Source organism: Amycolatopsis sp. 505, from assembly GCF_031625235.1.
Lineage (GTDB): Bacteria > Actinomycetota > Actinomycetes > Mycobacteriales > Pseudonocardiaceae > Amycolatopsis.
In genome coordinates this window covers 109,736-123,976 of sequence record NZ_JACKQP010000002.1, presented here as the reverse complement: position 1 = coordinate 123,976, position 14,241 = coordinate 109,736, and the positions used below count along the sequence as shown (strand labels likewise).

The following is a 14,241-nucleotide window of genomic DNA, read 5'->3' as shown; positions in this document are numbered from 1 at the left end:
GCTGACCGCGAGGGGAGTGTCGCTGGCGACACTTCCCTCGCGGATCTCCCATCGCCTGGGAGGCTGGTCTTGTGAGTTCTCCTGACCCGGCCACCCCGGTTGACCTCGCCGCCCGCTACGAGCGAGGCGACTTCCTGTTCACGACGGCCGCGCGCGCACTCCTCGCGCAGGGCACGATCCGCACGGTCACCGAGACGGACCCGCGGCGGCTCGCCTCGGCGATCCCCGGTGTCCTGGCCGAGACGGGTGCCCCGCTGGCCGTCGGCGTCCTGCCGTTCGACACCGGGCCCGACACGAAGGTGCCGGGCCACCTCGTGGTGCCCCGGACCGTCCACCGGTCCTCGGGGGCGCCTTCACTGCCGCGAGAGGCCCTGCCGGCACCCGTGCGGGTGCGTGCGGTGCCGTCGCCGGCGTCGCACATGGCGGCCGTGCGCGCCGCCGTTTCCGCTCTCGGGGACCGTGACCTGCGGAAAGCCGTGCTGGCCCGGGCCCTGGACCTCGAGTTCGCCGCGCCGGTGCCCGCCGAGAGCATCGTGCGGAACCTGGCCGTGGGCAATCCCCGCCACTTCACGTACGCGGCCGAGCTGCCGGGCGGCCGGTCACTCGTGGGGGCGACGCCGGAGCTGCTGCTGCGCCGCACCGGCCGGACGGTGTTCTCGTCGCCGCACGCCGGGTCGATGCCGCGCTCGGCGGACCCGGTGGCCGACCGGGCCAACGGTGAGGCGCTGCGGACGTCCCGGAAGGACCAGCTCGAGCACGCGGTGGTGATCGACTACCTGGTCGAGGCGCTGCGGCCGTTCTGCCGGACCCTGGACGTCCCGGCCGGCCCGGAGCTGGTGACCACGCCGGCGATCTGGCACCTGCGCACCCCGATCACGGGCGAGCTGGCGGACCCGGACATCACGGCGCTGGACCTCGCGGCGGCCCTCCACCCGACCCCGGCGATCTGCGGCACCCCGACGGAGGGCGCACGCGAGCTGGTCCAGGAACTGGAGCCGTTCGACCGCGACTACTACGCGGGCGCGGTCGGCTGGGTCGACGCGGCGGGCGACGGCGAGTGGGCGGTGGCGATCCGCTGCGCGGAGATCGCCTCGACCTCGATGCGGCTGTATGCGGGTGGCGGGATCGTCGCGGCGTCGGACCCGCGGTCCGAGCTGGACGAGACGACGGCGAAGTTCCGGACGCTGCTGACCGCGATGGGGCTGGCGGACCTGCCGGTCTGAGCTACGGGACCCAGTGTTCCTCGGTGACCGACAGCTCCTCGGTGGTCAGCACCGCGATGGCCGCCCGGTACCCGTCGGCGGCCTTCAGGTCGACCAGCCGGGTCGTCGCCGGGTCCAGGGCGGGATCGCCCGAAGCGACCAGGCTCGCCGGCTCGTCGTAACGCGAGAACGTGATGCTCTGCAGCGGGATGCGCAGGCCTTTGCCGGTGGCCTTCATCACCGCCTCCTTGCGGGTCCAGTAGACGAAGAACGCCGCCGCCTTCGCGGTCCCGTCGAGGCCGGTCAGGTGCTCGGCCTCCGCGGGGCTCAGCGCGTACTCGATCAGGCCGTCGTCCGCTCGGCGGGTGGCCGTCTCGACGTCGAGGCCCACCGGGACCGAGGGCGTCGCCGCGATGCCGATCAGGTCGCCCGAATGGGAGATCGACAGCGTCAGGTCCGCGCCCGGGATGCGGGGCCGCCCGTGGGGCTTGCCGCAGTCTTCGCAGGTCGCGTCGAACTTCACCGCCTCGACGGCCAGGCCGAGCCGCTCGGCCGCGACCGTCTTCGCCAGGACGCGGCCGGTGAGGAACCGCCGCTTGTCCGCCTCCTGCCGGTACGCCTCGAACCGCCCCTGCTCGACGTCGTCGAGCAGGCGCAGGAAGCGATCTTCGGGGGGCAACGGCGACGACCAGCGGACCTCGATCTCCATCACCCCTCCGATCCTTCCGGGCCCGGAGGCCGTTGTCACGGGATCGGGCCCAGGACAGGGGGTGTCACAACCGGCGTGGCACGGACGGGAGGCTCGGCAGCGGGTCGAGGGACCGGCCGTAGCCGTGGTGGCCGTGGCGCCGCGGTGCCGGTTGCCCGGGCCGGGCGTCGACGTGGTGTTCCTCGCGCAGCTGGTTTTCGGTGAGGTCCCCGGTCTCGATGGTGTTCTCCTCCTCGCGGTTGTCGTAGGCGGGATCGGCGGCGGGCCGGGTGCTCGCGTTCGTACCCGCGATGTCGTGGCGGGCGTGGATCAGTTCGTGGCCGACGCGCACGACGTCGGGGACGGTCAGCGCCGCGCCGTGCGCATCCAGGACGTGTACCGCGCTCCACGCCGGGTCGAGCCTGATCACCACGTCGGAGCCGGTGTGCGGATTGTGCGCGCCGGCCTGGTCGAGAGCCTGGGTTTCGCCGCCGTCCTGCAGCAGGGCGACGGCCTCGGACGGCTCGATCCGCACCCGGTGCGACCCGGCGGCCAGCTCGACGACCAGCCGGCGGCCGTGGCGGCGGGACATCAGGGCGGCGAGCGCGGCGAGGACGCGTTCGCGGAAGCCGGGGTAGGTGCGGCCGAAGGTCTGGGTGTCCGAGATGGTCAGCGGCGACTGGCCGGAGGTGATCGCGGACCACGTTCGCGTGGCCGCGTCGAGCTCGGCGCGGGTGATCCGGTCGTCGCCCCGTGCGTCGCGATCGACGACCACGAACCGGCCGAACGGGGTCGTGACGCGGCGGCCGGCGGCCCGGGCGGGTGCGCTCTGGCGCTGCACCAGGAGCCCGGTCAGCGCGTGGTTGCCTGCCTGGCGCTGCAGGGCGAGGGCGGAGCCCGCGGTCAGCGCGCCCCGCGGATCGCAGGGTGCGGCGATCGACGGCGTGGGCATCGCCCGGGTGGCAGCGCGCGGCTCCTGCTCGCCGGGGTGCGTCGCCTTCGTCACGCGGACAAGGTAAGCCCGTCCGCGGCCGCCCGTCCTGCCCCCGGATGCCGCCTCCCGGGCTGCTCCGGCTGCCCTCGGTGCGTCCCGCCGTCCTTGCGCCCGGGTGGCGCGTGCCGCACTATGGGAGTAAGCAAGCGCTTAGCCAGTGTCGGAGGAGCAGCCACCCCATGGACTTTTCACTCAGCACCGAAGAACGGGAAGTGCGCGACTGGGTCCGCACGTTCGTCCAGCGGGAGCTGGTCCCGCTCGAGCAGGAAGTCCTCCGGCGCGAGCGCGCCCACCAGCCCGGCCTCACCGGCGAGGAGCTCAGGGACCTCCAGCTCAAGGCGAAGGAGTCCGGCTTCTGGGGTGTCCTCACGCCCGAGGAGTACGGCGGCATGGGCCTGTCCGCCGTGATGGCCGCGCTGCTGGAAGCCGAGCTCGGCCGCACCTTCGTGCCGTTCCGCTTCGGGGGTGCCGCCGACAACATCCTGTTCCACGCCAACGAAGAGCAGAAGCAGACCTACCTGCTGCCGACCATCTCGGGCGAGCGCAAGTCGTGCTTCGCGATCACCGAGCCGGGGGCCGGGTCGGACGCCAAGGCCATCCGGACCACCGCCCGCAAGGACGGCAGCGACTGGATCATCAACGGCGAGAAGACCTTCATCACCGGCGGCAACGAGGCCGACTTCACCATGGTCTTCGCCATCACCGACCCCGAGAAGGGCGCGAACGGCGGTGTCACCTGCTTCCTCGTCGACCGCGAGGCCGGCTGGAAGTCCGAATACATCGACACCATGGGCGAGTGGGGCCCGGCGTCGCTGATCTTCCAGGACGTCCGCGTCCCGGAAACGCAGATCCTCGGCGAGGAGGGGCGCGGCTTCGAGCTCGCCATGCAGTGGATCGGCCAGGGCCGGTACCTGCTGCCCGCCCGCGCGATCGGCTCGTGCGAACGGCTGATCTCGATGGCCATCGAGCACGCCAACACCCGCGAGACGTTCGGGCAGAAGATTGCCGAGCGGCAGGCCATCCAGTGGATGATCGCCGACTCCGGGGTCGAGCTGGAAGCACTGCGGTGGCTGGTGCTGCACGCCGCCTGGCAGGTCGACCAGGGCCTCGATTCGCGGCACGCGCAGTCGATGGCGAAGCTGTACGGCGGCCAGAAGGCCAACGAGATCGTCGACCGCGTCCTGCAGATCCACGGCGGCATGGGCTACACGCGGGAGCTGCCGGTCGAGCGGTGGTACCGCGAGCTGCGGCTGCTGCGCATCTACGAAGGCACCGACGAGATCCAGCGCCGGACCATCGCGCGCAACCTGCTCAAGGGGCACGTGAAGGTCGGCGGCACGCTGGGCTGAGAACGTGCGAGAAGCCGTCAGGGCCGCCGGGAAGGCGGCCCTGACGGCGCTTCGGCTTGCCTACTTCTTGTTGCGAATGGCGATCGGGACGCCCGCTAGGTCCTCTTCGTTGCACAGGAGCTTCACGTCGTAGTACGGCGAACCCTGACGGTCGTCGTAGTCGAGGTGGATGGCCAGCACGTCGAGCGGCTCGCCGAGCCACTCCTGTGCCTGACGCAGCCACTTGGCGCAGCGCTCCAGAGCCGCGGGGAGATCGTCGTCACGGAACTCGACGGGGCGATAGGGGACATCCTGCACCTGATCGCGGGGGTGTGCCGGCGCCGGGAGGCCCGGCGCGAGACCCGAGTCGTCCAGTTCCAGTTGGATCGTTTCCTCAGTCACCCTTCGAGCGTCCCCCACCCGCGCCGTCTGGGCAAGGCGTACACAGGTAAAAGCGCCGCTAAACGGACACGCCCCACTCTTTCGCGACGATTTCCCGGCACCGCCGCAAGTCGGTCACGCCGGGTGCGGACGTGCAGCCCAGCGCCCTCGACGCCAGTTCCGCGTAGTGCTCCGCCAGCTCGTCGAGCGCCAGCGGGCCGCGTGGTGAATACCACCTCGCGACGCCGCTGCACATCTCCAGCAGGGCGAGCCGGGTCACCGCCGGGTGCTCCACACGGAACACCCCGGCCGCCACGCCCTCGTCGATCGCGGCCGCCCACAGCCGTTCGTAGGCGTCCCGCAGGGCCACCACCGGCTCGCGCGCGGCCGGGGACAGCACGTCGACTTCGTTGTCCACCACCCGGGTTTCCGCCGGGCCGACGGCGTGCGCGAGGACGTGCAGCGCGACCAGCGTGCGCAGCCGGTGCACCGGGTCGCCGCCACCCGCGGTCGCCTCACGGGCGGCGTCGAGCAGCCGGTTGAGCGCGGTGTGCATGATCTCGGCGAGCAGATCCTCCTTGGTGCCCATGTAGTGGTACAGGCTCGCCGAGGAGAGTTCCGCCTCCTGCGCCAGATCCCGGATGCCGGTGCCGTGGAAGCCCTTGGTGGCGAACAGCTTCACCGCCGCCGCGCGCACCCGCTCCCGGCTGCTCACAGCCATGCTGCCGCCTTCGCGTCCCAGGACCCGGCGCGCGGGTCCGCGACCTTCCGCAGCTCGCCCTTGGCCACCCGCTCCGACGGCGTCATCGGGAGCGCCTCGGCGAACGCCCAGAACCGCGGAACCTTGAAGTAGGCCAGTTTTCCGGCGCAGAAGGCGGCCAGCTCGGCGGGGTCCGGCCGGTCGCCGTCGCAGACGACGTACGCCTTGATCTCCTCGCCGCGCAGCTCGTCGGGCACCGCGACGACGGCCGCCAGCCGCACCGCCGGGTGCAGCAGCAGCGCGCGCTCGACCTCGTCGGCGGAGACGTTCTCGCCGCTGCGGCGGATCATGTCCTTCGTGCGGCCGACGTAGTAGACGCGGCCGGCGGCGTCCATCCGGGCGAGGTCGCCGGTGTGGAACCAGCCGTTTTCGAACGCCTTCGCCGTCGCGTCCGGATCGTCGTGGTAGCCGTGCATCAGGCCGATGCCGCGGATCAGCAGCTGCCCGGTTTCCCCGCGCGGCAGCGGCTTCCCGTCGTCGCCGGCGATCAGCACCTCGCGATCGCGGCTGGGCCGCCCGATGCAGCCGGTGCCGACGGTCTCGTCGTGGTCGGCGGCGGTCATCCGGATGTCGCCGCCGGTCTCGGTCATCCCGAACGCCTCGTACCACGGCACGCCCCACCGGGCCTCCAGCTCGGCGTGCAGGTCGTGCGGGATGGCGGACGCGCAGATCGCGCGGACGCGGTGGTCGCGGTCGGCTTCGGACGGTTCCTGGCGCAGCAGCAGCGTCGGCATCAGGCCGAGGCAGTAGAACCAGGTGACGCCGTGTTCGCGCACCTTCGCCCAGAACGTGCTGGGGTGGAACCGGTCCAGCACGACGAGGGTGGCGCCGCCCGCGAGTCCCAACGCGACATTCCACTGTGGATCGATGTAGTGGAACGGCTGCGCGGTCAGGATGACGTCGTCCTCGCCGACGGCCGGGAAGTCGGTGGCCAGGCTCACCGCGAGGGTGGTCCAGTAGCGGTTCGGCAGGACGCAGCCCTTGGGTGCGCCGGTGGTGCCGGACGTGTACTGGATGTTGACCGGCAATTCGGGCACCGGGGTGAATTCCGGCGGTTCGGCGTCAGTGCGGAGTTCGTCCGGCGTGATGACCTCGGTCACCCCGATCCGGCCGAGCAGGTCGGTGAACTCCGCGGCGGCGACGACCAGCTTCGCGCCGGAGTGCCGGAGGATGTGGGCGCCGTCGAACTCCTGGTAGTTCGTGTTGACCGGCACCAGTTGCGCGCCGATCTTCGCCAGCGCGAGCCAGGTCAGCGGGAACGCGGGCACGTTCCGCAGCATCACCGCGACCCGGTCGCCGGGGCCGATGCCGCGTTCGGCCAGCGCCGCGGCGATCCGGGAGCTTTCGCGATCGACCTCGGCGAAGGTGAAGCGCTGGTCGTGCTCGTCGAAGAGCCAGGCCGTGCGGTCCGGCCACAGCGCGGCCGCCCGGGTGACGAGCTGCGCGAGGGTCCCGATCTCGGCCAGCGGCGTCACGCCCGGCTCCGGAACGCTTCGGTGGACGCGGCGACCGCGGCCGAGTGCTCGGTGATCAGGGCGTGGCTGACCTCGAGCTCCAGGGCGGGCTCGACGTCGATCGGGGCGTCGAGGACCCGCTTCGCCATCGCCGCGGCGGCCGGCGGGTGCTCGGCGATCCGCTTGGCCCAGCTCAGCGCCTCGGCCTGGAGCTGCTCGGCGGGGACGGCCGCGTTGACCATGCCCAGCTCGGCCGCCTTCCGGCCGTCGAAGCGCTCGCCGAGCAGCAGGAGTTCCTTCGCCTTGAGCGGGCCGACCAGCAGCGGGAGCAGCCGCGACGCCGCGCCGGTGACGCTCAGCCCGAGCGAGACCTCGGGAAACGCGAACACGGCGTCCTCGGCGGCCAGGATCAGGTCGCAGCCGAGCGCGAACTCCGCGCCGGCGCCGATCGCGTAGCCGTGCACCGCCGCGATCACCGGCTGGCGCAGCCCGCGCAGCCGCCGCGTGACGTCCTGGAGCCGGTCCAGCCGCGCCCGCGAATCACCCTCGGGGGTGGGTTCCTTCAGGTCGTGGCCGGCGCAGAAGGCGCGCCCGTTCCCGGACAGCACGACGACGCGCGCGTCGCTGCCGGCGGCCGCGTCGAGGGCGGCGAGGAAGTCGTCGACCAGGACGGCGGCGACCGCGTTCAGCCGCTCGGGCCGGTTCAGCCGGATGTGCGCGATGCCGTCCTCGACGGCGAAGTCCACGGTGGGCATGAGGCCGATGCTAGACGTTCGATCGATCGATCGATAGCCTCTGATTTTATGCAGGTGGACACGGTCTACGAGAACGCCACGGTGTGGACGGGCGCGGGCGTCACCAGCGCACTTGCCGTCCTGCACGGCCGGGTGGTCGCGCTGGGCGACGACGCTCTGTCGCTTTCGGCTCGCGCGCGCGTCGACCTGGCCGGCGGCTTCGTCGTCCCCGGCTTCCACGACGCCCACAACCACATGGCGTGGTTCGGCATGGGCCTCGACGACGTCCCGCTGAACGACTGCCGCAGCGTCGAGGAGGTCTACGACGCCGTCGCCGCGCGCGCCGCGACGCTGCCGGCCGGGAGCTGGGTGGTCGGCAGCGGGTACGACCAGAACAAGCTCGCCGGCGGGCACCCGGACCGGCACGGCCTCGACCGCGCCGCGCCGGGCATGCTCGTGCGGCTGAAGCACACGTCCGGGCACATGACCGTGGTCAACTCGGCCGTGCTCGACCAGCTCGACCTGGCGCACGTCCCGGTCGGCGGCGACGTCGTGGTCGCCGCCGACGGCTCGCCGACCGGCCTGCTGCGCGAGCAGGCCCAGCTCCTGCTGCGGCCGCTGACGTACCCGACGCCGGTGGCGCGGGTCGTGCGCGGGCTCGAGCGCGCGTCCGAGCGATACCTGGCCGAGGGCATCACCAGCGTCCAGGAGGCCGGGATCGGCGGCGGCCTGGTCGGCGAGACGCCCGCCGAGCTGGCCGCCTACCAGCAGGCGCGCGATACCGGCGTGCTGCGCGTGCGCAGCACGGTGATGGTCGCCGCGAGCGTGCTGCACGACCTGCCCGACGACGCCGGCTTCGGCCTCGACCTCGGCCTGCGCACCGGCCTCGGCGACGAGTGGCTGCGCGTCGGCCCGATGAAGTTGTTCGCCGACGGCTCCCTGGTCGGGCGCACCTGCGCAATGCACGAGCCCTTCGACGGCGAGCCGGACAACCGTGGCTACTTCCAGGTGCCCGAGGACGAGCTGGCCCGCACGATCCGCCGTGCCCACCAAGCGGGCTGGCAGATCGCGACGCACGCGATCGGCGACCGCGCGATCACCGTCGTCCTCGACGCCTACGAAGCCGCGTTGGCCGCTTCGCCGCGCACGGACCACCGGCACCGCATCGAGCACTGCGCGGTGCTTCAGCCCGCGGAGCTGCGCCGGCTCGCCTCGCTCGGCATCATCCCGTCGCCGCAGGGCCGGTTCGTCAACGAGCTCGGCGACGGCATGCGCGCCGCGCTCGGCGAGTCGCGCGTCCCGTGGTGCTACCGGCTGCGCAGCGTCCTCGACGCGGGTTGCGTGCTCCCCGCGTCCTCGGACCGGCCCGTCGTGAACGGCGCGCCCCTGCTCGCCCTCGCCGACATGGTGCGTCGGCGCACGGCATCAGGCGCGCCCTTCGCACCCGAAGAGGCGCTGACGCCGGAGCAGGCGTTGCGCGCGTACACGTACGGCTCGGCGTACGCCACCTTCGCCGAGCGTGACCTGGGCACACTCGAACCCGGGAAGCTCGCCGACTTCGCCGTGCTGTCCGGTTCGCCCCTGGACGAGTCCGGTTTGGACGACCTCACCGTGCAAGGCACCGCCGTAGGCGGCGAACTGCGTTATCAAGCGTGATGACTCACTTCCTTCCCACGTGTTCGAGTGCTTCCTCGGCCAGCTCGGCCCAGGGGTGTGGCGACCCCGGGGCCAGCGCCAGCCATTCCTTCATCGGGGTGCCCTTGTTGGCGTCGAAGCGCACCCCGTGCCCGCCCTCCACCAGTTCGTCCACCCGGACCCGGGGCAGCTTGAGCACGAGCTGCCCGCGGACGAACATCGCGAAGATCCGGCCGTGCGCGCGCAGCGCCGTGCGCCCGAACCCGCCGGTCGTGCCGGGTGGCGTGATGCCCGGACGTCCGGTGAACTCGTCGACCAGGTCCTCGAACTTCTCCTCTGGTGACATCGACCACCTCCGAGCCCGACAGTAACGACCACCACCGACAAAACCGGGAGGCGAAATGCCCGTCCGCGACGCCGTCTTCGAAGACATCGAGGAAATCTGCGCGCTCATCGAGGAGCACGCCGTCTACGAGGACAACCACGACCTGAAGCTGGACCGCGCCGAGATGAGCGGGCACCTGTTCGGGCCGGACCCGAAGGCGTGGGTGCTGATCGCGACCCCGCCCGGCGAGCCGGGGACGGTGGCCGGCTTCGCGTTCTGCAGCTGGAACTTCTCCACCTGGGAAGCGCGGCCGGGGATCTGGCTGGACGACCTGTTCGTCCGCCCTGCGCACCGCCGCCACGGGCTCGGCGGCGAGCTGCTGGACGAGCTGCGCAACCGCACGACCGGCCGCGTCGAGTGGGACATGCAGGAGGGCAACGAAAAGGGTTCGGCGTTCTACGCGCAACTGGGTGCCGAGCCGGTCCCGGGCTGGATCCGCTACCGCTGGCGGCCGTGAACTTTCACGAGAAAGTACCCGGCCCCGTATCGTATGCGGCATGGGAGATGGTTCGGTCCGGAGGTCCTCGTCGGTCGAGGACTACGTCCGGGTGATCTACGGGCTGGTCGAGCGGGGTGAGGCGGTCACCAACGCGTCGCTCGCCGGCCGGCTGGAGGTCAGCCCGTCCTCGGCGTCGGGGATGGTCACGAAGCTGTCCCAGCTCGGCCTGGTCACCCACGCCCCGTACCGCGGCATCGAGCTCACGGCCGACGGCCGGCTGCTGGCGCGGTCGGTGCTCCGGCGGCACCGGCTGATCGAGACGTACCTGGTGTCGGAGCTCGGCTACACGTGGGACGAGGTCCACGCGGAGGCGGACGCGCTGGAGCACGCGGTGTCGGACAGGCTGGTCGAGCGCATCGCGGCCAAGCTCGGCAACCCGGTCCGCGACCCCCACGGCGACCCGATCCCGGCCCCGGACGGCAGCGTGGAGGAGCTGCCGGTCCGCATCCTGGACGACCTCCCGCCGGGCGCGGTGGGCGAGATCGTCCGGGTCTGGGACACGGACCCGGAGCTGCTGAGGTACCTGACGGAACACGCGATCAACCTGGGCGAGCGCATCGAGGTCGTGGAGCGGCAGCCGTTCGGTGGGCCGATGGTGGTGAAGGTGGGCTCGCCCCCGGACGCGGCTACGCACGCGATCGGCAAGGAGATCGCGCAGGCGTTGTCGGTCACCCTGCGCTGAGCCGGCTCAGTACGACCACTCCCAGCCGTGCGCGCCGGGGCCGAACAGCCCTGAAGCGTCCGTGAGCTGCAGGGGGCCGTTCTTCGCCGCGGTCGAGATCGCGACTTGACCGGTGCAGGTGCGGTTGGGTGCGTATGCCGACGGCGATCTCGGTGACCCAGAACTCGACCGCCATGCTGCCGTCGGTGTTCGAGATCCCGGCCGTCTCGTCGTTACGACGCTCAAGGGCGTACGCGCGGGTGACGTCGTGAAGCGGATGTGGTGACGACCGTCTCCGCAAGACCATGGCCGCATGAACTCCTTCCGCTTCGGCGTCGTCGCCGGTCATGCGCCTGATCTCACCTCCTGGACCGCCCAGGCCGAACGGGTCGAGAAGCTCGGCTTCGACACCCTGCTCGCCACCGATCCCGTCGGGAGCTCCGATCCCTTCGTCCTGCTCGGGGCCGCCGCCGCGGTCACCATCGATCTCACCATCGGCACCTTCGTCCTCGCCGATCCCTTCCGCGACGCCCGGGCTCTCGACTGGCAGGCGAAAACCCTGCACCAGCAGACTCGCGGGCGGTTCGAGCTCGGGCTCGGCGTCGGGCGCCCCGGGGCCGACGGGCACGCGACGAGCCTCGGGCGGGAGTTCCCCTCACCGAGTGAGCGCATCACACGGATGGCCGCCACCATCGCGCACCTGAAGCGAACACCCGATCGGCCGCCGTTGATGCTCGCCGCCGGGGGGCCGAAAATGCTGGCGCTCGCCGCGCAAGAAGCCGACATCGTCACCTTCACCTGGATGCCGAGGACCACCGAAGGCGAGGCGCAGTCCATTGTGGATCGATTCCGAGAACTCGCCGGGGCGCGCCTTCCCGACATCGAGCTCGGCCTGAACCTGATGGCCGTCGGAACCGCGCCGTCGCCGGGAATCGCGCGGTGGGCCGGGGTCGACGTGCCCGAACTCGCGGCCGAGGGTGCCGTGACCGTCCTGCCCGAGGACCCCGGCGCGGCCGCGGAAACGCTTCTCCGGTGGCGGGAACGGTGGGGGATTTCCTATGTCACGATCAACTCCGGCTACGCGGAACCGTTCGCGGCGATCGCGGACGAGACGCGCAAGGCAGGTGGGTGAGGGCCCTTCCGATCTTGGGAAGCTGCGCCTACGCTCCAATGTTCTGTAATCGGGATTGCTTCGGAGCGTTGTGATGACCGGTCAGCGAACACGCACCATCGACCGGGGGGAACAGGCGGAGCTGAGCCGGCTGCTGGCAGCCGGACCGTTCGACGTGGCCCTGCGGGCGGCGATCCGGGCCCGCGGCCTCGGCCTCGAGCGGATCCGCTATCGCTTGCGCGGCAGGGGAACCACGGTCAGCCTGGCCACCCTCAGCCACTGGCAGTCCGGACGGTGCCGGCCCGAGCGGCCGGAATCGCTGGAGGCCCTGCGGAATCTCGAGGACATCCTGAACGTGCCCGACGGCTCGCTCAGCAAACTCCTCGGCCCGCCGCGGGCGAGAACGAGGTTCCACGCGCTCAATTGAGCGACGGTTAGGCTCGCGGCATGCGAGCTGTCGTGATGGAGGAGTTCTGCGTCCCGCCCGTCGTGCGGGACGTGCCCGAGCCGGTGGCCGCGCCGGGAGGTGCGGTGATCGAGGTCGACGCCACCGGCGTCTGCCGCAGCGACTGGCACACCTGGCAGGGGCACGACACCGCCGTCACGCTGCCGCACGTCGCCGGGCACGAGCTCGCCGGCCGGATCGTCGCGCTCGGCGAAGGCGTCCGCGGCTGGGAGCTCGGCGCGCGCGTCACCGTGCCCTTCGTCTGCGCCTGCGGCAGCTGCGCCCAGTGCGCCCGCGGCGACCAGCAGATCTGCGACCGCGAGTTCCAGCCCGGCGCCACGCACTGGGGGTCGTTCGCCGAGCGCGTCGCCATCGAGCACGCCGAGACGAACCTGGTCGCGCTGCCGGACTCGCTCGGCGCCGCCGAGGCCGCGGCGCTGGGCTGCCGGTTCGGGACGGCGTTCCGCGCAGTGCTGCGGCAGGGGCGCGTCACCGCGGGCCAGTGGGTTTCGGTGTACGGCTGCGGCGGCGTCGGGATCTCCGCGGTGCTGCTGGCCGTCGCGGCGGGCGCCAAGGTCGTCGCCGTCGACGTCTCCCCGGCCGCCCTGCAGCTCGCCGCGAAGTCGGGCGCCACCGTCACCGTCGATTCCTCGGCGTTCGACGGCCCGGAAGCCGTCGCCGCGCACGTCCGCGAGCTCACCGGCGGCGGTACGCACGTCTCGCTCGACTGCCTCGGTGCGCCGTCGACCTGCGCCGCGTCGGTCGGCAGCCTCCGCAAGCGCGGCCGGCACGTCCAGGCGGGCCTGATGCCGCCCGCGCAGGGCATCGCCCCGATCCCGATGCACCGCGTCATCGGCGGCGAGCTGGAGCTGGTCGGCATCCACGGGCTCCAGGCGCACGAGTACCCGGAGCTGCTGCGCGTCGTGGAGACGGCGGGCATCGACCTCGCCGCGCTGATCGGCCGGCGCATCGGGCTCGACGACGTCCCCGCCGCGCTGGCCGCGATGAACGACCCGGTGCCGGCACAGGCGGGCGTCACCGTTGTGACGTTCCGTGACTGATCGGCGGCGCCGCGGTCAAGAGACGCGTTCGTAGCTGATCCACCCTGGTTTGTGACATTCAGGTGTGAGAACGTCGAGGCCATGGTGGCCCAGAGCGAGGGGACGCGGTCGCAGGGCCGTCCCGCTGGTCCGATGGGGCGGCTCCTGCGGCTGTTCGCCACCGCGGGTGTCACGTTCCGCGGTCATCGCGTGGTGCCCTCGACGATCACCGAACGTGTGCGGCAGGAGTCTCCGGCACAATCGAAGTGATGGACGCTCTCCTGCCGCGCCCCCGCGCCGAGCTCGCGCCCGGGGCGGTGCACCTGCCCGACTGGCTCGGCTTCGACGAACAGCGTGCGCTGGTCGCGGCTTGCCGCGGCTGGTCCGGCTACCGGCACACCCGGCTGCCCAACGGCGGGGTGATGTCGGTGAAGTCGGTCTGCCTCGGCTGGCACTGGTACCCGTACGGCTATTCGCGCACGACCGGCGAAGGGAAGCCGGTGCTGCCGTTCCCGGACTGGCTCGGCGACCTCGGCCGCCGCGCGCTGGCGGCCGCGTACGGCGAGGCCCAGCCTTACGAGCCGGACATCGCGCTGGTCAACTTCTACGACGCTGCCGCGAAGATGGGGTTGCACCAGGACAAGGACGAGCGCAGCCTCGAGCCGGTGGTGTCGTTCAGCCTCGGCGACGCGTGCGTGTTCCGCTTCGGCAACACCGAAACGCGCGGGCGGCCGTACACCGACGTCGAGCTGCGGTCGGGTGACGTGTTCGTGTTCGGCGGCGCGTCCCGGCTCGCCTACCACGGCGTCCCGAAGACGCTGCCGGGCACGGCGGACCCGGCGCTGGGCCTCGACGGGCGGCTGAACATCACGCTCCGGGTGTCCGGGCTCTAGTCCTCTGTGGACTTTTCGATCAGCTCCGGGT

General features: G+C 72.0%; 17 protein-coding genes. 10 read left to right on the top strand and 7 right to left on the bottom strand.

The genetic code is table 11. The features are described 5' to 3' along the window. The first annotated feature begins 71 nt into the window (after window positions 1–71). Complete coding sequence (locus H5965_RS07530) at window positions 72–1,223, top strand: isochorismate synthase (protein WP_310968628.1); 1,152 nt, start codon at window positions 72–74, stop codon at window positions 1,221–1,223. 1 nt (window position 1,224) lies between these two features. Here H5965_RS07530 and H5965_RS07525 read toward each other — a convergent pair whose 3' ends face one another. Together H5965_RS07525 and H5965_RS07520 are read right to left on the bottom strand one after the other, a co-directional pair. Further along, entirely contained in the window at window positions 1,225–1,911 is a 687-nt protein-coding gene (locus H5965_RS07525) for a 4'-phosphopantetheinyl transferase family protein (RefSeq protein ID WP_396136879.1), read from the bottom strand. Window positions 1,912–1,975: 64 nt separating this feature from the next. Then, window positions 1,976–2,896 (bottom strand): M91 family zinc metallopeptidase, encoded by a 921-nt coding sequence (locus tag H5965_RS07520; RefSeq protein WP_310968626.1) that lies wholly within the window; start codon window positions 2,894–2,896, stop codon window positions 1,976–1,978. 167 nt (window positions 2,897–3,063) lie between these two features. On the opposite strand from H5965_RS07520, the gene H5965_RS07515 reads away from it, so the two are divergent. Beyond that, entirely contained in the window at window positions 3,064–4,233 is a 1,170-nt protein-coding gene (locus H5965_RS07515; RefSeq protein WP_310968625.1) for an acyl-CoA dehydrogenase family protein, read from the top strand. A 60-nt stretch (window positions 4,234–4,293) separates the two neighbouring features. Here H5965_RS07515 and H5965_RS07510 read toward each other — a convergent pair whose 3' ends face one another. From H5965_RS07510 to H5965_RS07495, 4 genes are read right to left on the bottom strand one after another with little or no spacing between them, the layout of a single operon-like run. Next, entirely contained in the window at window positions 4,294–4,614 is a 321-nt protein-coding gene (locus H5965_RS07510; RefSeq protein ID WP_004561305.1) for a hypothetical protein, read from the bottom strand. A 58-nt stretch (window positions 4,615–4,672) separates the two neighbouring features. Then, complete coding sequence (locus H5965_RS07505) at window positions 4,673–5,308, bottom strand: TetR/AcrR family transcriptional regulator (RefSeq protein WP_206785479.1); 636 nt, start codon at window positions 5,306–5,308, stop codon at window positions 4,673–4,675. Further along, window positions 5,305–6,828, bottom strand: a complete 1,524-nt coding sequence (locus H5965_RS07500; RefSeq protein WP_310968624.1) for an ATP-dependent acyl-CoA ligase — start codon at window positions 6,826–6,828, stop codon at window positions 5,305–5,307. The genes H5965_RS07505 and H5965_RS07500 overlap by 4 nt, the downstream gene beginning before the upstream one ends. Further along, window positions 6,825–7,562: an enoyl-CoA hydratase/isomerase family protein gene (locus H5965_RS07495; RefSeq protein ID WP_310968623.1), complete on the bottom strand. Its 738-nt coding sequence runs from the start codon at window positions 7,560–7,562 to the stop codon at window positions 6,825–6,827. Before H5965_RS07495 ends, H5965_RS07500 begins: the two co-directional genes overlap by 4 nt. 48 nt (window positions 7,563–7,610) lie before the next feature. Here H5965_RS07495 and H5965_RS07490 point away from each other — a divergent pair, with 48 nt between their 5' ends. Continuing rightward, window positions 7,611–9,197: an amidohydrolase gene (locus H5965_RS07490; RefSeq protein ID WP_310968622.1), complete on the top strand. Its 1,587-nt coding sequence runs from the start codon at window positions 7,611–7,613 to the stop codon at window positions 9,195–9,197. A 4-nt stretch (window positions 9,198–9,201) separates the two neighbouring features. On the opposite strand, the gene H5965_RS07485 is transcribed toward H5965_RS07490, so the two are convergent. Further along, window positions 9,202–9,522, bottom strand: coding sequence for a hypothetical protein (locus H5965_RS07485; protein WP_310968621.1), 321 nt, complete (start codon window positions 9,520–9,522; stop codon window positions 9,202–9,204). 55 nt (window positions 9,523–9,577) lie between these two features. Between H5965_RS07485 and H5965_RS07480 the strand changes: the two genes are divergently transcribed. The 7 genes from H5965_RS07480 (at window position 9,578) to H5965_RS07450 (ending at window position 14,210) form a co-directional block, all read left to right on the top strand. Next, a complete protein-coding gene (locus H5965_RS07480; protein WP_285986644.1) occupies window positions 9,578–10,018 on the top strand; it encodes a GNAT family N-acetyltransferase in 441 nt (146 codons plus the stop codon). Between the two features lie 40 nt (window positions 10,019–10,058). Then, complete coding sequence (locus tag H5965_RS07475; protein ID WP_086839591.1) at window positions 10,059–10,742, top strand: metal-dependent transcriptional regulator; 684 nt, start codon at window positions 10,059–10,061, stop codon at window positions 10,740–10,742. Between the two features lie 128 nt (window positions 10,743–10,870). Beyond that, window positions 10,871–10,993 (top strand): hypothetical protein, encoded by a 123-nt coding sequence (locus tag H5965_RS07470; protein ID WP_310968620.1) that lies wholly within the window; start codon window positions 10,871–10,873, stop codon window positions 10,991–10,993. A gap of 41 nt (window positions 10,994–11,034) precedes the next feature. Then, window positions 11,035–11,853: an LLM class flavin-dependent oxidoreductase gene (locus H5965_RS07465; protein ID WP_310968619.1), complete on the top strand. Its 819-nt coding sequence runs from the start codon at window positions 11,035–11,037 to the stop codon at window positions 11,851–11,853. Window positions 11,854–11,926: 73 nt separating this feature from the next. Further along, window positions 11,927–12,259 carry a transcriptional regulator gene (locus tag H5965_RS07460; protein ID WP_167384931.1) on the top strand — a complete coding sequence of 111 codons (333 nt, stop codon included), beginning with the start codon at window positions 11,927–11,929 and terminating at the stop codon, window positions 12,257–12,259. A 20-nt stretch (window positions 12,260–12,279) separates the two neighbouring features. Beyond that, window positions 12,280–13,338 (top strand): zinc-binding dehydrogenase, encoded by a 1,059-nt coding sequence (locus tag H5965_RS07455; protein ID WP_310968618.1) that lies wholly within the window; start codon window positions 12,280–12,282, stop codon window positions 13,336–13,338. Between the two features lie 248 nt (window positions 13,339–13,586). After that, window positions 13,587–14,210: an alpha-ketoglutarate-dependent dioxygenase AlkB gene (locus tag H5965_RS07450; protein ID WP_310968617.1), complete on the top strand. Its 624-nt coding sequence runs from the start codon at window positions 13,587–13,589 to the stop codon at window positions 14,208–14,210. The last annotated feature ends 31 nt before the right edge of the window (window positions 14,211–14,241 follow it).